Source organism: Candidatus Palauibacter sp., from assembly GCF_965237495.1.
In the GTDB taxonomy this organism is placed as follows: domain Bacteria; phylum Gemmatimonadota; class Gemmatimonadetes; order Palauibacterales; family Palauibacteraceae; genus Palauibacter.
Window position 1 is genome coordinate 3327108 of the sequence record NZ_OZ250143.1, and the last position, 18230, is coordinate 3345337.

The 18230-nt window shown below is 63.0% G+C and carries 14 protein-coding genes and 2 pseudogenes; 6 read left to right on the forward strand and 10 right to left on the reverse strand.

Going from position 1 to position 18230, the window contains the following annotated elements; all coding sequences use genetic code 11:
- Window positions 1-548 precede the first annotated feature (548 nt).
- Both ACPXY0_RS14605 and ACPXY0_RS14610 read left to right on the forward strand, forming a co-directional pair.
- Complete coding sequence (locus ACPXY0_RS14605) at window positions 549-1463, forward strand: macro domain-containing protein (protein ID WP_423925765.1); 915 nt, start codon at window positions 549-551, stop codon at window positions 1461-1463.
- A gap of 9 nt (window positions 1464-1472) precedes the next feature.
- Window positions 1473-2450, forward strand: coding sequence for a DUF4433 domain-containing protein (locus ACPXY0_RS14610; protein WP_423925767.1), 978 nt, complete (start codon window positions 1473-1475; stop codon window positions 2448-2450).
- Window positions 2451-2778: 328 nt separating this feature from the next.
- Here the strand turns inward: ACPXY0_RS14610 and ACPXY0_RS14615 are convergent, their stop codons facing one another.
- The 10 genes and pseudogenes from ACPXY0_RS14615 to ACPXY0_RS14660 form a co-directional block, all read right to left on the reverse strand.
- On the reverse strand, window positions 2779-6156 hold the full coding sequence (locus ACPXY0_RS14615) for a DEAD/DEAH box helicase family protein (RefSeq protein ID WP_423925769.1): 3378 nt from the start codon (window positions 6154-6156) through the stop codon (window positions 2779-2781).
- Window positions 6157-6162: 6 nt separating this feature from the next.
- Entirely contained in the window at window positions 6163-6561 is a 399-nt protein-coding gene (locus ACPXY0_RS14620) for a restriction endonuclease subunit S (protein ID WP_423925771.1), read from the reverse strand.
- An 11-nt stretch (window positions 6562-6572) separates the two neighbouring features.
- The gene (locus ACPXY0_RS14625; protein WP_423925773.1) at window positions 6573-7652 is read right to left on the reverse strand and encodes an IS630 family transposase; all 1080 of its coding nucleotides are present in this window, start codon (window positions 7650-7652) and stop codon (window positions 6573-6575) included.
- Window positions 7653-7704: 52 nt separating this feature from the next.
- On the reverse strand, window positions 7705-8508 hold the full coding sequence (locus tag ACPXY0_RS14630; protein ID WP_423925775.1) for a restriction endonuclease subunit S: 804 nt from the start codon (window positions 8506-8508) through the stop codon (window positions 7705-7707).
- Entirely contained in the window at window positions 8505-9989 is a 1485-nt protein-coding gene (locus ACPXY0_RS14635; RefSeq protein WP_423925777.1) for a type I restriction-modification system subunit M, read from the reverse strand. Before ACPXY0_RS14635 ends, ACPXY0_RS14630 begins: the two co-directional genes overlap by 4 nt.
- Window positions 9990-10323: 334 nt before the next feature.
- The gene (locus ACPXY0_RS14640; RefSeq protein ID WP_423925779.1) at window positions 10324-11349 is read right to left on the reverse strand and encodes a DUF2511 domain-containing protein; all 1026 of its coding nucleotides are present in this window, start codon (window positions 11347-11349) and stop codon (window positions 10324-10326) included.
- 299 nt (window positions 11350-11648) lie between these two features.
- Window positions 11649-12784, reverse strand: a protein-coding gene (locus ACPXY0_RS14645) for an IS630 family transposase (RefSeq protein ID WP_423925781.1) whose coding sequence is annotated in 2 segments (ribosomal slippage) — window positions 11649-12352 and window positions 12352-12784 — 1137 coding nt in all. Because the reading frame shifts where the segments join, the coding sequence is not laid out codon by codon here.
- Window positions 12785-12905: 121 nt separating this feature from the next.
- Window positions 12906-13349, reverse strand: a pseudogene (locus tag ACPXY0_RS14650) (HNH endonuclease); the annotation flags it as partial.
- Between the two features lie 356 nt (window positions 13350-13705).
- Window positions 13706-14560 (reverse strand): hypothetical protein, encoded by an 855-nt coding sequence (locus tag ACPXY0_RS14655; RefSeq protein WP_423925783.1) that lies wholly within the window; start codon window positions 14558-14560, stop codon window positions 13706-13708.
- 12 nt (window positions 14561-14572) lie between these two features.
- A complete protein-coding gene (locus ACPXY0_RS14660) occupies window positions 14573-14800 on the reverse strand; it encodes a DUF2188 domain-containing protein (protein ID WP_423925785.1) in 228 nt (75 codons plus the stop codon).
- A gap of 376 nt (window positions 14801-15176) precedes the next feature.
- On the opposite strand from ACPXY0_RS14660, the pseudogene ACPXY0_RS14665 reads away from it, so the two are divergent.
- The 4 genes and pseudogenes from ACPXY0_RS14665 to ACPXY0_RS14680 all read left to right on the forward strand — a co-directional run.
- A pseudogene (locus tag ACPXY0_RS14665) lies at window positions 15177-15239 on the forward strand (hypothetical protein); the annotation flags it as partial.
- 62 nt (window positions 15240-15301) lie between these two features.
- A complete protein-coding gene (locus ACPXY0_RS14670) occupies window positions 15302-15475 on the forward strand; it encodes a hypothetical protein (RefSeq protein WP_423930762.1) in 174 nt (57 codons plus the stop codon).
- A gap of 181 nt (window positions 15476-15656) precedes the next feature.
- Complete coding sequence (locus ACPXY0_RS14675; RefSeq protein WP_423925787.1) at window positions 15657-15986, forward strand: nucleotidyltransferase family protein; 330 nt, start codon at window positions 15657-15659, stop codon at window positions 15984-15986.
- Window positions 15987-16662: 676 nt separating this feature from the next.
- A complete protein-coding gene (locus tag ACPXY0_RS14680) occupies window positions 16663-18045 on the forward strand; it encodes an ISNCY family transposase (RefSeq protein ID WP_423925789.1) in 1383 nt (460 codons plus the stop codon).
- Window positions 18046-18230 lie beyond the last annotated feature (185 nt).

Genomic DNA, 18230 nt, shown 5'->3' on the forward strand with positions numbered 1-18230 from the left:
TCGCCAGGTGGTTCAACCGAGCGCCCCGCTGGGCGCGAGCTCGGTGAAGCAGCGGCCCTGCAAGGGACGGTGCTTCACCAACTCCACCCGGGCCTACTCTCCCGCCGGCTTCGATCTTCGCCAAGCGCTTCGATCTGCAGCGATCTCACGGACGGCGGAGTCGCCAGGTCGTTCAACCGAGCGCCGTCTCGGGCGCAAGCTCGGTGAAGGAGCGGCCCCGCAGGGGACGGTGCTTCACCAACTCCACCCGAGCCCATAAAACTTACGGGATTTCTGGGGTCGATTCTCGCTGTTTTGTGTTCACGGCCCACCTATAGCACGGGGTACGACGACCGTTGGAGACGCCTCGGGGGATCCGCGCTTGGCGCTACAGCACCTTTCGGGTTACGTCCGGGCGCCATGAACAGCGCGAAGGTCCGCGTTTGAGAGCGGGATGATCGGTTCGAGGAAATTTCGGATGCGCTCGTGCCCGTGGTGCAAACTGACACGCTCGGCATAGGTTCGAGCTAGGAGACGACTCAGATACGGGCGGAAACCGGACGGCAACCATGATCCACTACGTAACGGGGGATCTGTTCGACACACCCGCCCAGACTCTCATCAACACGGTCAACACCGTCGGTGTGATGGGCAAGGGCATCGCTCTGCGGTTCAAGAAGACCTTCCCGGCGATGTTCGAGGAATACCGAGCGATCTGTGAGCGGCAGGAGTTCAGCATCGGCTCGCTCCACCTGTACTCGACCGGCCATAAGCTGGTTGTGAACTTCCCCACGAAGAAGCACTGGCGTAGTCCGTCGAGGCCGGAGTGGATCAGAGCCGGTCTCGCGACGTTCGTGCAGAATTACGATCGGATGGGCATCCATTCGGTCGCATTCCCACCGCTCGGATGTGGCAACGGCGAGTTGAGCTTCTCGGACGTCGTTTGGCCGATCATGGATGAGTATCTGAAGGGACTGCCGATTCCTGTTTATATCTACGCGCCTCATCCTCCGATCGGTCCACCCGAGCACCGCGAGCCCCAGAAAACCACGGAGTGGCTGCGGTCACAGCCGAGAGATCTCGCGTTTTCGGAAGTGTGGCAAGACATCCGACGCGTGTTACATCGAAGTTCGACTTTCGAGACGCTGGCCCGACGGGCAGTCTACGAAGCCGCGCTCGAACCCATGCGGGACGAGGTCCGTATCGTTACAGCTGGCAAGACGATTACTATCTCGATGGATGAGTGCTACGACTTCTGGATCCAGCTCCGCGAGTACGGTTATCTCGCTCGCGGATCCTTGCCTGCTCACCGAGAGCGCGATGCCTCGTACATCCTGCCGATTCTCGCGGAACTCCCATACGTCCAAGTAGTTCACAGTTCGCCAGGTTACGCGACGTTTCAATCGAATCCCAGCTTAGCGTTACAAATCGTCGCGGCGGAGATGCCTGTATCCGACCCTAGCTCGCAGCTCGAACTGATTTGACACTGCGCCGTGACCCGCCGCCGCAAGTCTGATGCGGACGAGATCCTGGCATTTGTCGAGGAGCTAGAGGCTGAGCCGTGGCTTGGTAGGCAACGTGCCAGCTGGCCATCGACGATCTACCACTACACCGATGTGCGGAACGCGGCGCAGATCCTCGGTGATGGTAGGCTGCTTAGTCGAAGGCGCTGTGTCGAAGACGGGATCAAGTTCGTAAGCGCCGGCCATTCTGGAATCGTCGAACAGTCCGCCAATACTCATGGGTTCGTTCGGCTCTACTTCCGGCCCCGAACGCCCACGCAGTACTGGTGCGAAGGACACCAGCCTCGCGACAAGCAGGGCCCAGCTCACTGCCCGGTTCCGGTGTTTTTCTTGTTCGACTCGAGGTGCTTACTGACTGCGGAGGAGTGTGAGTATACGAACGGTAATTTCGCGAGCTTGTACTCGGAGCGCGGTAGCACTGCAGCGTTCCTCCAGGATCTCAACTTCAAGCTTATCTATCACACGACGTCGTTCCGTCCGGAGGATCGCGACGAGGTGATTTTCTCCAGGAACGCCGAGGTCCTTTTCCCCGAGGAGCTCGAACTCGACGGGTTGCGCGAGATCGTCTGTCGTACCGGCGCTGAGCGGGAAACGCTGATGTCGATCCTCCCAACCACGGCCGACCCGTGGCGTGCGAGGATTCGCCAAGAGCGACAAGGCGAAAGGCTCTTCGAGCGTCGCTGGGCTTACATACGCGACGTACAACTGGTAGAAGATCGTGTGGTCGTGAACCTCAAGCGACGATCAGAACCATACGACTTCGAGGTAACTCTTACGCAGCCTGAAACCGGCGAAGTGCTTGTCCATCGCGCTCACGAGATGGTGTTACCGCCTCATGTCGCGATTCAGCTTCCGCGTCCTGCCGAGGCGGTGGGCGTCAATATTCGGTTGGCGGGGAACCTCGCGTACGAGGGCACGGTCGTCCGCAAGGGTGTCTTCGAGAGCTGAGGCAGCCGTAGCGGATGACCTTGGTGTTCAGTTCGTGCACGCTGGCGCGGAGTCTCCGCCACGCGTCTGCCACAGCTTGGCAATGGCACTGGACGCAAGGGGCGGTAGTGTCTACGGCGCAGACACCTGTGAGATGTGGAGGAGTTCCGAGTAGATCGCCGAACCCCACAACCGCAGCAGCAGCTACGAGTCCTCCATCGCCCTGCCTGCTCCCGTTCAGCTTCCCGCGCATGGAATCTCGCTCGTGACCGGCGGAATGCCCAGATCGTGCAGTCCTGCCATGACTTGGACGATTTCGTTGCGGTGAATCACTTCACCCGTGGATCGACTAAGCAACCAGTCCTGAATTGACCTGCCGGAGCACGTCGAAAACCCCTTCGATCACCTCCACGTTGCCGTCAAAGAGCGCGTCCGGCCCCTCCGCGTGCAGGTTGCTGAACGGTGGCTCGTAGAGCGCCGAGGCTTCGATGATCCCTCGGGCGCTGAGTTGGTCAATCACCATCTCGATAAAGCGGATCTGGGGGGGTGTGAGGCTCCTGTCGGCCAGAAAACCCGAGAACGCGGCCTGCGCCGCCGCTCGATCCAACCCCACGAGGGTCCTCACAAAATGAGCGAGCGATGGCGAATCGCTGCGCGTAAGAAGCCCTGAAAACAGCGTTTCCCCGTCCTCTTCGCCGATCTCGACCAAGGTCGATTCCAGCCCTTTCAAGTCGGCATCCGTCAGCGGTTGGTTGGTTCTCAGCCGGCGGATGACCAAGTGATCGAGATGATTGCGCAGGTATTCCTTGACCTTCTTCTCATACTGAGCCCCGGTCATCTTGGGCATGTAGAGCGCCGGTTCTTCTCGGACCCCCATAACCTCGTCCTGGAAGTCCGTGTAGACGATCTTGCGCTTCTTCTTGTCGAGGAAGGGGACGATCCCCCGTAGCCGTAGCCGCAGGTCATCGAGGCCACTGAGACCGATTCCTTCCCAGAAATCGGTGTCCTGTACGGCAGCCAGATAGCCGAGCTGAGTCTTCACCGCGGGAATCGTGCTCTTCTCTTCGAGCAGCATGGCGATCTCGACGACCCGTCGCCGATGACTCTCGAAGACGGCCTCGTTGCCCTCGGCCAGGGCAAGCTGCATACGAAGCGCGGTGAGATCGAACATCCGTGACTCGATGTCGTCCGTCTCGGTCTCGTTTGGAAGTCCAGCGATCTCCAGCTGCAGCACCTCGACGTCGGAGTCGCTGAGTTGCTCCCACGCCTTCCGGTCACGGAAGCGGTTCACCGCCTCAAGGTGCATCCTTATGATGAAGTTCTCGCGGTTCATCGTGGCCACTGCGCCGTGAAGTTCATCGGTCAGCGAACCCACCATCTTCATATCCGGGTCGAGGGCAGGCGTCGTTTGGACATGGGATAGGAGCTGGACGCGAGAGCGGAAGAGCCGGGTGCCGAGCGGCACCCCCCCACCCGCTTCGATCCCATCCGGGTTCTCGCTGAAGAAGTCGAAGTTGAAGCAGAAATCGAAGACGCGAAAATCCTGCTTGTCCTCATCCGGTCCGAATAGGTCGGGGCAGAGCCGCGTTCCACGTCCGATCATCTGCCAGAACTTGATCTTCGAGTAGACCGGCTTGAAGAAGACCAAGTTCGCCACCTCGGGCACGTCGATACCGGTGTCGAGCATGTCCACCGAGATCGCGAGATGCGGAGCCTTGTCCTTCTGCGAGAAGTCGTCGATAAGGCTCTGCGCGTACGTCGCGTAATGGTCGATGACGCGGGCGAAGTGTCCCGCGTGCTGCGGGTAGTGCCGGTTGAACCGTTTCTCGACAAACTCCGCGTGTTCGTGATTGCGAGCGAACAAGATGGTCTTGGCCAGCCGGTCACCGCCATCGACCTTGTGGCCATGCTCCATGAGGTGCCGGAGCGCCTTGTCCACCGTGTCCTCGTTGAAGAGCCAGTTGTTGATCGCGGACGCGTTGACCCTGTCCGGAAGAGCGTCGGGGTCCACGTCGTCGCCCCAGTCGAGGCCCTCCCACTGCTCTTTCTCCTGCTCGCTCAGGGCGTCGTAGTCGATGCCCTCACGTGGAAACCTCAGATCCACCTGCTGTACGCGCGGCGGCACGAGGAAACCGTCCGCGACAGCGGTCTCCAGCTCATATGCATCCGTGGGAACGCCCGGCTCCAGATCGAAGAGTGCGTAGGTGTTCCGATCCACCTGCTCTCGTGGTGTCGCGGTCAGCCCGACGAGTAGCGAGTCGAAGTAGCGGAAGATGGCTCCGTATTTCTGGTAGACCGAGCGGTGCGCCTCGTCGATGATTACGAGGTCGAAATGCCCGACGCTGAACCGGGCCTCGTTGCCCTCCGTCTCGTCGATCAGTCCCATCATCGTCGGATACGTGGAGACGTAGACCCGACCGACCTTGTCCTTCTCGGTCACCAGGTTCACCGGGCTCGATTCTGGCAGATGCGTCTTGAATGCGCTCACCGCCTGGTTCACCAGCGACACCCGGTCGGCCAGGAACAGAGTTCGCTTCACCCACCCCGCCCGCTGTAAGAGATCCACCAGCGCGATCGCCGTGCGCGTCTTGCCGCTGCCGGTGGCCATCACCAAGAGCGCCTTGCGCCGCGCATGTGCGAACTGCTCCGCGATGCTGCCGATCGCGCGCTTCTGATAGTAGCGGTCCACGATCCGGTCCCTTACCTGCGCCACGTCCAATGCCTCTCGCTGGGCTCGGCGCACGATCAGGGATGCCAGTTCGTCCTTCTTGTAGAACCCGGCGACGGTGCGCGGTGGATAGAACAGGTCGTCCCACACGCGGGTCTTGTAGCCGTTCGTGTAGAAGATGACCGGCCGCTGCCCGTGCATTGCCTCCAGGCAGTCTGCGTAGAGCTTCGCCTGTTGCTGTCCCACCTCCGGATCCACCGTAGTCTTCTTTGCCTCGACCACGGCCAGTGGCCTGCCGTCGTCTCCCCACAGGACGTAGTCCGCGTAGCCGATCCCCGACTCGTTCGGCATGCCAGTCACTTCGTATTCCCGGTCATGTTTCGAGTCGAGCCGCCAGCCCACCCGGTGGAGCGCCAAGTCGATCAACAGGCTCCGGGTCTTGTCCTCGTTCCAGTCGTGAGTCTCGGGGACGGCTTCGTTTTCCACCTTGATAGCCGAGAGCCGTGCGCGCAACGCCTCCACCTCACTCTCCAGTTCCGTACGTGCGTCCTCGGCTGCGTCCCGCTGGGCCGTGACGGCCTCCAATTCGGCGAGGCTAGCGCGAGCCTGCGGGGCGTCCGGTCTGGGGATTAGGGACTCGTCGAAGATCCTTCCCCGCAGGTTCTCGGCTCCCTTCCGCAGGTAGGTGCGACCCGCCCAGTAGAGGACGTGCGAGAGTTCGCGTAGCACGTCCAAAGCGGTTTCCGGTGCCGGCGTCTTCTTGCTGTGTACGGCGACGTTGCCCGCCTGCCGCACGAACTCCGCTTTCCGCCAGACGACTTCGGGAACCAACGCTCGAAACGCGGGCTCTTGGAGGTAGTTGTCGAGGTTCTGGACCCTCGGCGGGCTGAGGACTCTATCGACCCTATATAGGCGCTTGACCAGCCGCTCTAAAGCATGCCGCGCGTGGAAGCAAGAGGCCCGAGGGTCACCGTAGACGTGCCGCTCTGCGTAGCTTGCACTCTCCGCAACATGGAGGAATTCTTGCCTCAGAAAGTCGAGGTTCGCGGAGATTTCCATCGGGGCTCAGAGATCGCCCCTGAAGGCACGGGATTGCAGGGAGGCAAAGAGGGTGTCGAGTTCGGCCAAGTGTGCGCGCTGGGTCGCCTTCTGTTGCTCGATGGACTCAACGATGGCGGCGTAGCGGTGTTGGATGTCGAGCGGAGGTACGATAAAACTGATGCGCTTCAACTCGGCCATAGACTTCATGTTTTTCATCCCAGTCCCATGCGTCATCCCGAGCACCTGCTGCTCGAATGACTGGCTTCTCCAGAGACCCAAGAAAAACGAGTTTAGCATGATGGATTCGTCCAGATCGATCTTCAGCAGGGCCTGATTCATTACTCCTGACGCGGCATGCAAAGGAACAACTGCGATACGGCCGATTGTCCCAGAGCAGCTGATGAGCAAGTTATTGGAGCTCACCTTGAAGGGAGCTAGTGTAGTGTCGCTAAAGTGGCGTTAGCACGGCTTACTTTCGCCAGGATGTCCTCGACGGCGGCCGTCCACCTGTACGGCGCCGGGTCCCGGTTCCGGTCGTCGATGTAGGCCGTGATCGTGTCGGTCAGCTGCTTCACGCTGTTCACGGCGAGCCGCTTGAGCTGGCGCTGCGTCAGCTCCGAGAAGAAGCGCTCGACGAGGTTGAGCCACGAGGACGACGTGGGGATGAAGTGGAACTTCACCCGGGGGTGCTTCTCCAGCCACGCTTCCACCCTCCCGTGCTTGTGCGTCGAGTAGTTGTCGAGGATGACGTGAAGATCGAGCTCCGGATCGACCCGCTTCTCCACCTCGGCCATGAAGCGGAGGAACTCCCGGTGCCGGTGGCGGGGCATGCACTCGTGGATCACCTCCCCGGTCGCCACGTCCAGCGCCGCGAACAGGGTCGTCGTCCCGTGGCGCTTGTAGTCGTGCGTCATTGTGCCGCACCGGCCCTTCTTCCACGGAAGCCCCGGCTGCGTGCGGTCCAGCGCCTGGATCTGGCTCTTCTCGTCGAAGGCGAACACGACCGCCCGCTCCGGCGGGTCCACGTACAGCCCCACCACGTCCCGGAGCTTCTCCACGAACTTCGGATCGGTCGAGAGCTTGAAGGTCCGCGTGAGGTGCGGCTTCAGCCCGTGCGCCCGCCAGATCCGCGCCACCTGGCTGTGGTGGAGCCCCGCCGCCTCCGCCATCAGCCGCGTGCTCCAGTGCGTCCCCCGGGGAGGTTCCTCCTCCAGCGTCCGGCGCACGATCTCCGCCTCCACCTCCGGCGTGATCCTCGTGGCGCGGCGCCCGGGCCGGGGCCGGTCCTCCAGCCCGGCCAGCCCTTCGGCGTCGTACCTGTTCAGCCACCGCTGCACGGTCGGCAGCGAGAGGTTGAACTTCCGGGCCATGGCCCGGCCCGACAGGCCGTCGGCCGAGCCGAGGACGATCCTGGCGCGCTCGGCGCGCCGCTGCGGGGTCTTCCGGGCTCGAACCCGCCGCTCGAGCTCCTCGCGGTCCCCGGGCCGCAACCGGATCCTTCGTATCTTGGGCATGGAGGGAAGGATAACGCATGCCGCGCCCGTTGACCATCGTATCTCAGCGACACTACACTAGTCGCTCGTAGTCCGACTTCTTGATGAAATACGAACCGATGTCGAAGTCGTCGTAGATCACATTCTTCTGCTCATAGACCTTGAAGCCTTCAGGGACGAATATCTTCTTCTTCAAGGCTCCACCGAATGGGCCTCGCTTTAATGCATGCTTTCGTTTGGACACCAGATCTGGAAGGTGTGCACTCTCCCACCCCTTCGGATTCGTTACCGGGTCGCCGAACATGTCGAGGAAGATGGATTGGAGCAGAGCATCGAGCTCAGCGAGGGCCTCGCGGCGCTTGGCTCGCAACGCGTCCGCCGCATCCAGAATCCCCGCAATCCGCTTCTGCTCGTCGAGGGGGGGGAGGGGGACTTGGAGCGCGCCAAAGAAATAGGCAGGAACGCGGCGCTGACCTGCAGCTCCCTGCATCTTCATCGCTCCTGCTTTGCGCACGTACGGTGCGCGCAGGAGGTTGAACAGATAGGGTCCCGTGATTCTCTCTGACGGCCTAAATACGTGAAACTCCGTCGTCCCGAAGCCCAACTCATGAGCGAGATTGTCGGCAAGTGCCATCTTCCCGTTCTCGAAGCTCGGGGTGATCTTGGCAACCAAGACGTCACCGCGCTTGAACGGCGTGTACCCCCTAGCAACTTCGGAGAACGGCCGCTCGGCTTGAGCTTTGATGCTCAGTGTTTCTTCGGACACTGCGGCCATGGGTACGAAGCAGACCATTTCGTCCAAGTCTGGGCGGTCGGCCGCAGCAAGTGTCGGGTTAACTTGAGCGACTGCATCTATTGTCTCAACAGGCCACTTCATCGCAGCAGTTCCTCCAATTCCTTCCGTCCCTTCGCAATTTCCTCCTCCAGGGTCGCTAGCTGTCGCAGGATCACCCTTGGCGGGTCGTACTCCACTGCCTCGTACTCCAGCTCCTTGTAGCGGTTGATGGACAGGTCGTAGTCGTTGCCCGCGATCTCCGCCTTGGGCACGAGGAAGCTCTGGTCGGTCCGTTCCCGCTCGCCCTCTTCCTTGCGGTCCTGCCAGCGGGCGAGAATGTCGGCAACGTCGCTTTTCTCCGGCTGCGGCGTGCGCTTGTCGTCCAGCGAGTAGCCGTCCGCCTGCATGTCGTAGAACCAGACGTGGTCCGTGCCGCCGGAGTTGGTCTTGGTGAACAGCAGGATGGCGGTCGAGACCCCGGCGTAGGGCCTGAAGACCCCAGCGGGCATGGAGACGATGGCGTCGAGCTTCTGCTCCTGCACCAAGATCGTGCGCAGGGTCCTGTGCGCTTTGGTTGATCCGAAGAGCACGCCGTCGGGCACGATGACCGCGGCGCGTCCACCTGTCTGGAGAAGGCGGAGGAAGAGCGCGAGGAACAGCAACTCGGTCTTCTTTGTCTTGACGATCTGCTGCAGGTCCTTGGCGGTGGACTCGTAGTCGAGGCTTCCGGCGAAGGGTGGATTGGCGAGGATCAGCGAGTACTTTTCCGCATCGTCATCGTCGGCCTGCGCCAACGAATCCCGGTAGCGGACGTCCGGATTCTCGGCCCCGTGCAGCAGCATGTTCATGCTACCGATGCGCAGCATGGTGCTGTCAAAATCGTAGCCGTGGAAGGTGCTTTCGTTGAAGCGGCGGCGGGCGGCAGCGTCCTTGTAGAGGGTCTTGCTATCGTGCTCGACCAGATACTCGGCAGCGGCGATAAGAAAACCCGCCGTGCCGCAGGCCGGGTCGCAGATGACGTCCTTAGGCGTCGGCGCGACCATGTGGACCATCAGCTTGATAATATGGCGCGGGGTGCGGAACTGCCCGTTCTGCCCGGCGCTCGCGATCTTGCCGAGCATGTACTCGTACAGGTCGCCCTTGGTGTCGCTGTCGGCCATGTCGATGCCGTCGAGCTGATCCACCACGTTCGCCAGCACGCGGGGCGTGGGCATCATGAAGAGGGCGTCCCTCATGTGGTGTGCGTACGTCGAGCCTCTCTCGCCATCCGATTCCCCCCTCTGCCCTAGGGCCTTCATGAAGGGGAACACCTCGTCGCGCACGGTCGCGAACATCTTCTCGGGAGCGGTCTCCCTGAAGCGAGACCAGCGAATGGTGTCCTGATCGGGAGCGAAGATTGGCCCCTCGATGGGCTTGCCTGTGCGTGTGGCCTTGTTCTCCTTCAGCGTGTGCAGCTCGTCAAGCCGTTTGATGAAGAGGAGATAGGTCAGCTGCTCGATGACCGAGAGTGGGTTCGAAATGCCCCCGGACCACATCGTGTTCCAGATGCTCTCAACCTTGGCCTTGAGTTCGCCTGTGATCATAGTCTTGGATGCCTTGGCGGTGGGTCGGCCTCGCCGGGCTTCGGGTCTGCCCCGTCGTCAGTATACAGCAAACGCCTCGACCGGCGAACCCCAAGATTCCTGCCGTGAATCGGGGCCTCTTCAAATCGCCTTGAAGACATCGGCGATGTTGTCTCGGATGGGCGAAGATGTTCAGGGATGCGAATCTCGGCGGTGGAGGCATGATGGCTACACTCGTCTTGATTTTGACTGGCTGCCTGATTTCGTAGCCTGGATAACGTTGGCATGCACGACGATTGCAGGGAGCGGCTCGTCTCGACGAGCTTGCGGACGGCTGGCCTGACCTCGGTTTCGGTCACGCCGACAGTCCGTGTGCCACGTCAATGAACGGCCCCACCGACTTCCCCAGCACCGCCACGCCCGCGTCGTGCACAAATGGCAACCCGAACCGGCTTCGCGCCGCACCGTTGAGCGCAAAGTCGTAACCGCCGATGTTGACGATACAGAACAGACCATCCCGGCACTCGACGGTCACCCGGTCGTCGCGAAACGGCCACTCCTCACCGAACTCTGCCTTGCTGACCACAAGCGACGGCCACCCCGATGCCGCGATCTCCCGGTCGGAGCGCCTGATCCACTGGTCGGCGTCGCCCCTGAGGATCTCCACCGAACGGCGATAGTCGACTGTACCGCATTGGTCGCCCCGGAGGTTCCTGAACTCCTGGTACACGACTGAGAACCGTCTGATTTCACCTCCCGGGTCGGCATGCCCCCCGAGCGTGAACTGCATGGCGATCGCCCGGACCAGCCGCTCCATCCTGGCAATCAACGCGCTGTTCACTCGCGGATAGTAATCGCGGTGCAACCGCTCCGGATTGCCAAGATACGGAATCGGGTCCTCCACACGGGACTCCAACGCCTCCCACTCGCCCTTGGGGTCGATTGGCCCATAGCCCGCCCCCGCCACAACGTCGAGGTTGTAGTAACGGCCCATCTTCCCGAACAGGGATAGGATTCTCACGCAATCGCTCAGCACGGGATCCGTCCTGATGAACACGAGATCCTGTTGCACCAGGGGTCTTTGAGTTCCACCGTAGTGCTTCGTGCAGATCGTCTCTAGCAGGCTCTCTAGATCGTGCCCGCGTGACTTCATCGCCGCCTGGTCGGGGTAGGTCCCGTCACGGCCCTTGCGAACAACGGCGATGTAGCACTTCATCAAGCGTTCGAAACCACTCGCCAGCAGTAGATGCGGCAGGTGGTAGAACGTGTTCCCCATGTCTATTTCCTGGAGGTGTCCGAATCCCGACTTGAGGAGCTCCCTCGATGTGTCCAGCTCGTCAAGTAGGCACAGAAAACGCACCGTGTCGTCTTCGGCTCTCATCGTCTCGTATTCCTCTCCTGCGGTGCCCGCCTTCGTTAGCGTGCGTGCGCACGCGCTCGCCCGTTACAAGGCCAACCGAGCTAAGTGCTCGCGTGGTCCACGCAGTTCTGCGGAGGCCTCTCCCATGGTGAAGGCCGCTTAACACCATCACAGAGGGCGCGCTACTCATCCAGTCCCGCCGTGTGTTCTCGATGCCACCGCAGGTATTCGATTCCGGGCCCGGTGCTCGGCGAAGCAGGATGCGATAGCATGCGTCCGTCGAGCTCATTGATCGCATCGGACTTGAGCCTAGTGTCATGTCACACATCAAACGTCGGATAGAGGCGCTTGAGCTTGACACGTGCGTCGTCCGTGGTGAATTGCCAGTTGACCTTGGCTTGGATTCGGTCTCTGGCCGCCTGCCAGGCGGCGACTTCGGCGCGTAGGGTGTCGATGGAGTCGATGCGGCGATTGAGGCACTGGCGGATCATGACGTTGAGTTCGACCTCGGCGACATTCAGCCAACTGCCGTGCTTGGGGGTATGGACGAACTCGAAGCGATCCCAAAGCGCCTTGGCCTCGGCGGGTTCGAAGGTTTCGTGGAGCGCGCCGGGGCGGTGCGTGTTGAGGTTGTCCATCACCAGCGTGATTCGGGTGGCGCCGGGGTACTGCGCGGCGATGTCGCGCAGGAAGCGGGCCCAGTCGGTTTTGGTCCTGCGCTCGGTCACCTTGGTCTGGCGCCGGCCGGCCAGTGGTTCGGTGGCCATGAACACGTTGCAGGTGCCGAGGCGCCGGTACTCGTAGTCTTCGCGGGCCGCCCGTCCCGGTGCCGGCGGGACGGGCGTGCGCGTCTCGCCGATCAGCTGGCGCGGCGTCTCGTCCATGCACACCACCGGTAAGTTCGCATCGTACGGACGCCGGTAGACGTCGAGCACCCGCTCCATCCCCGCTGCGAAGTCGGCATTGCGCCGCGGCGGGATCACCCAGCCGACGCGCCGCCACGGTTTGATGGCGTTTTTTTTAGCACCCGCCGCACCGTCTCGTGCGAGACGCTGTCGATATAGCCGAGTTCCACCGCGCGGTCCGCCAACAGGCGCAGCGACCACCGCGCGCGCCCCTCGGGCGGATCGCCGCAACTGAGCGCGACCAGCCGCGCCTCGAATTCGCCGTCCGCCTTGCGAAGGTACTTCGCGCGACGACCCCGCCGGCCCCCAAGCGCCGCTTCCAGACCGTCCTCCACAAACCGCTTCTTGACCCGGTCCACCCTGCGCGCGCTGATCCGCGACACCCCGGCGATCTCCCCGCCGGTCGTGCGCCGCTCGTTGAACTCGCCCTCGTCGCAATTGAGCAGAACCAGCGCGTTGATCACCTTCCGCGAACGATATGAACCCTTGCGTGTCATCGCCGCCAACGCCTCGCGCTCCCCCGCTTCCAACTCCACCAAATACCGTTTCATGCCAGCCTCCTCGCCATTGTGGACCGGCAAGAAGTCTATCACGCTCCTTACGACATATCACGTGTGACATGACACTAGCCCGATTCGCGCGAAGTCGACCATCTGCGCCTACCGCGAGGAGGCCCGCGTCGAACAGTGCGTGATGGTTTCGACAAAGCAAGAGACCGTTCGCCGGGTCTAGCCGCTCCCTGTGGTTGCAAGCAGACCAAGGCTTCAGATGAGCCGCGTCAAGTGCCTCCACGATAGGAAACGCACAGACCGCGCACCGCGATCGATAGGTCCTAAGCATGATTTGCCGAAAAAGTTCTTGTGCAGATCCTCGATCCTTTACGCGTGTGTACATCTCCTCTGGATCTGCGGTAGACATGAGTTCGGTAGCCAACTCCTCGATTCGAGCACCTTTCGCAGCGTAGAGAAAGGGATTATACCGGCTTCCCCATGCGTAGTTGAAGGCCAGTTCACACCCTTCATCAAATCGCTCCCTTTCCCAAGCCGTAAACCCCGTGCCGGGCAACCCTGTTTCGTTAACTACCAAGATCGAGAGGGGTGGGAGGTTCTCGCGCATGCAGTACCGATGGATCGGATCCAAGGCGAATCCTACCGCCCTGTGATGGATTCCGAGGGCGTGCCCGATGTCTCTGTAACGCAGTAGCGTTCGCTCTGCAGCTGCGCGTGTGAGCTCGCTCCAGGCATGATATGCTCGCCGCTCATGGTTGGGTTTGTCGTTCAATCTCAGGCCTCCGCCGGAACGCAGTCTTCGAGTAGCTTGTGCATCAATGTAGTCACCATTCAAAAGAGACGAGTTGGATTCTCGTCTCTACGGGACTTCGGGTATCGCGGCGTTCAGCGGGCCTCGATGAAGCGGTCGGCGAACTCGAAGAGCGTCCAAGTTTTCCGAGCGCGTTCTCGGACTCAGGGCATTCAAGCAGGGCCCGCTCGAGCCGAATCGCGATTCCCTATCGTTATCCGCTCGCTCAGTTCGTCCAGGAACCCGGACAGCGTCAGTCCAAACGCACGCGCGAACTTGCTCGCGGCCTCGACCGTGAGGCGTATCTCCTCTCTTTCCAATCGCCGGACGTGCCTCTCCGACAGCCCCGGTATCTCCGTCTGCTTCAGCTGCCGATCATGCCTCATGTCAAGGAGAGCCTGCGACACATTCTCCATCTCATACCGACGGATTCCCACATCAGCCAGATGCATGGGATCCACAGCCTGCAACATCTGAGACGGACCCATATGCACATCCGGGTCGGGCCAATGCAGGTAGGAACCGGATGAATCGATCTCGAACCGGCTGACCACGGCCGGCTCAAACCGTCTGACCTTGGGAAGCCTTCCGACCGGGAACTTCCATACGCTCATGTCCCCCAGGACCACCACCAGAGAGTCCTTGAGGACATATGCGTCAAGGATGCCCTCCCACGGGGCCGGTCGCTTGAGCGCGATGACCAGACGCTTCACGACGGAAGGGTCCCGGCACACTTGCAGCCGCTGATCCGGCTTGTGGAGTCGAAGCATCGAGGCGAGGCGAAGCACCGCCTGCTCCGGCACGTCCAGCACCACCAGGTAGCGTGTGTCCGTATCCACCCAATTCGGTAGCCGGAGGCGATCCCGGCCCAGCAGCTCACTTGCCAGCGCCACGACCAGGCTCGGAGACGGTCCAGCCTGAGCGGCGGCAGACAGCTGTCTCGCCAAAGCGCGAAACCCGGCGTCCGGCAGGCAATCCGTCACCGTCCCGCAGAAAGCGATGTGGCTGAACGGTCTTGCGTCACTCATCCGCTGACGGCCTCATCCCGTCGGTGGGTAGGAGTCCCGGCCATATGTGTTCTTCTCCCGAATCCTCCCATCGCGTCCATGGATCAACAGCTCGGACCGTTGATTCCTTGCGATCTCGCGCCCCCTCTCGATCGCTTCCCGTTGCGTCTCGAACACCTTCGTTGCCTTCGGGCTACCCGCGGGCTTGACTGCCCATCCATCCTTCGCAGGGACAACGTGCTGGTTACGCTTCCTCGTCATGATTCGCATCTCCTCCATCTGCGACTACCGGCCATGATCGTATCGTAATCGGTCGATTGTGTCCGGTCAACGTGTCGACGTTGACGCGCCTCGCCTGGATGGCATGGCAACTCCACAAGTTGCGTTTTGGGTGAGGTCTGACGACACTTCATGTGTACGTCTCAGGTCGTCCTCTACTGCACAGAACCTTCGGGCGCAGCAAGACGCTGAGATAGGAGCCCCGGGGCCGTTTCGTCCTCGGGGCTCTTGGGTTAAGAGGGCCCCGGACCCGAACACCAGACCCTACCACGGGTGACCACCGAGACTCCGGTCGACATGGGGGTGGGGTTCCGCGGGGCGGGTCGATCGAGTTCGCCAACGTGGCGGCCTCGCGGATGTGTACGGCAAGGAGAACGTCGGCGTCATCCACTTCGACGCGCACTACGAGGCGGGGGATGCCCGGCACGGCCACCTCATCTCGCACGCCCAGCCGGTGCGCCGCCTCGTCGATGACGGTCACACGTGGTGGGCTTCGACCTGGTCGACCTCAACCCGCTGGTGGACCCGGGCTACGCGACCGTGCTCAACGCCAAGCAGGTCGTGGACGAGTGCATGACGGGAATTACGCTCAGGAAGCTGGGACTCGGAAACCGGGACTACCTGAGCCCGCTGACGCGGAGGGACGCCCGGCGGTAGTCCCACGTCGCGCACCGGCGACCACCGCGGCGCGACTCCCGTCCGCCATCGTGTCCGCCCGCTTGATGCCTCGCCCGAAACGACCGAGTTTTGGTGTCGACCTCGGCGAACACGGGCGCTCGGCGGTCAAGATCGTGGATTTGGCGTAATGGAGGCTTCAGTGCGGCCTGGGACGGGAACCGTGGAAGATCGCGAGCGGCTGGCCGCCCGAATCGGCGTCCCCATGCACGCCATCGAGGCGTTCTGCGACCGTTGGCGGGTGGAGGAACTGGCGCTGTTCGGCTCCGTCCTGCGCGACGACTTCGGGCCGGACAGCGACATCGATGTACTGATCCGTTTCAAGACCGAGCGGACACCGGGTCTGTTCGGGATCGCCGGGATGGAGCGGGAACTAGCCGAGTTGCTCGCCCGCAGAGTCGATCTGGTGAACCGCGCCGCGATCGACGGGAGCCGAAACTACATTCGCCGGAGGGCGATCCTGGAATCCGCGCGGGTGGTCTATGCCGCGTGACGACTCGGCGTACCTGTTGGACATGCCGCTGGCCGCACGCGATGCGTTGTCCTCACGGAAGCCCAGCGGGCCAAGCCGCGACGCGGCGGCGACACTGATGGAGATCGAGACTGAGGCCACCCGTAAGGCCGTCTCTGAGCTGCGTCGAATCTCTGGCCTGACTTGGGAGCAGCTCGCTGGGCTGTTCGGGGTATCGCGTCGCAGCGTCCACTTCTGGGCCAGCGGGAGGCCGTTGAACGCCGCCAACCACGAGCGGCTCATGCGTGTGCTGGATGTTGTCCGGGATGCCGACCGTGGCACGGCTCGCAACACGCGTGCGGCTCTGCTCGATGCCCGTGAGGGCACGACCGCGTTCGAAATGTTGGCGGACCAGCGGTTTCGGGAAGCACGTGCAGCCCTTGGGCGGGGGCGCACGCGCCTCGTCCCGGCGCTAACCCCGCTCAGTGAAGCAGCCCAGACGGCGCGAAAGCCCCTCCCGCCCGACGAGCTCTACGACGCGAAGAGCGACCGTGTACACCAGGAGCCAGGGCGTGCACGCGCCGCTCGAACCGCAAGGGGCCAGCGGCGTGGGCGTGTCGTACCGCAGTAGAAATGTCCTCCCTTAGCGCAGTAGAAATGTCCTCTTACGGTCCATGTTCGGTTCGGGGGCTGCGAACATGGTCCGGGAGAGGAGCTGATGGAGTTGAGCCTGAGGGAGAGGGACCGCGTGTCGGTGCTGCGGCAGGTGAGCGAAGGAGTCCTGGCGGGAGCGGCCGGGGCGGTGCGGCTCGGGGTGACGCGGCGCCACCTCCGGCGTCTGGTGCGCGGGTTCGAGGCCGTGGGAGACGCGGCGGCGGTGCACGGTCTGAAGGGGCGGCCGTCGAACCGGTCGCTGCCCGCGCGGGTGCGGGAGTTCGCGCTGTCGCTGGCGGCCGATCCGCTGTATGCGGACTTCGGCCCGACGCTGCTGGCCGAGCACCTCGAGCGGCGCTTCGGGGTGGTGGTGAGCCCGGACACGCTGAGACGGTGGATGCTGGAGGCCGGGCTGTGGGAGCGTCGCCGGCGACGCGCGAGGCACCGCAGCCGGCGGCCGCGGCGGGCGGCGCTGGGCGAACTGGGGCAGTGGGACAGCTCCGTGCACCCGTGGCTGGAGGAGAGGTCGCCGGGAGACCAGGCGTTGATCTCGATCCACGACGACGCGACGAGCCGTCTGCTCATGGCCCGCTTCGTGGCGCGCGACAACGGGGCGGAGAACCGGCGGGCGATCATCGAGTATCTCGGGCGCCACGGCCGGCCCGTGGCGGTGTACACCGACCACGCCGGGCACTTCGGGCAGTGGCTCTCGAAGAAGGGGGAGCGCACCGGCACGATCATCTCCCGCGCGCTGGGCGCGCTGGGCGTCGAGGTGATCCTGGCGGGCTCTCCGCAGGCCAAGGGACGCGTGGAGCGCAGCTTCGGCACCGCGCAGGACCGGCTGGTCAAGGAGATGCGCGTGGAGGGGATCGGCACGCTGGAGGCGGCCAACCGCTTCCTCCGGGACTACTGGGTTCCGTTCTGGAACGAGCGCTTCGCGGTCGAGCCCGCCGACCCCCGCGACGCGCACCGCCCGCTTCCGGCCGGCGTGGACCTCGAAGCGCTCTTCGCCGAGACGGAGACCCGCGTCGTGGGGCGTGACTTCACGATCCGGTTCGCCAACCGGCGCTGGCAGATCCCGGAGCGGGAGGCCGGCGGCATCGTCCCGTCCGCCGAGGTCGTCGTCGAGCGCCGCCTCGACGACGACCTCCGTTTCCGCTTCGGCGAGCGCTACCTCGATGTCGAACCCGCACGCCAAGACCCGGCCACCACCGCCGCCCCCCGCGCCAAGCCCGCCAAGCCGAGACCGGCGCCTCCGAAGCCCGGGCCGGACCACCCCTGGCGCAAGCACTTCCAAGCCAGCGCCCAACAGGCCATCGCGCGGCGGAGCCTCCGCCGCGAGAGAGAAGGGATATCCAACGGAAACCAACCGCCCCGCACACACGAACCGCCCCGAAGGAGGGGCAAAAACCGAACCCCCGGGGAGGACATTTCTATTGCGCCCTAACCCCGGACATTTCTATTGCGGTTTGACAGGCCAGCGGCGTGGGCGCGGTTGACGGTGCCGGCGGTGCGCAGGTCGACGAGAGAATCGCGAGCTGGCGTCAGGGCGACTGCGTCGTCAGGGACGCTTCTCCCTCGCACTGGCCCGCAAGCGAGCGAGGACCGCGTTCCCCGACGACTTTGTCGCGT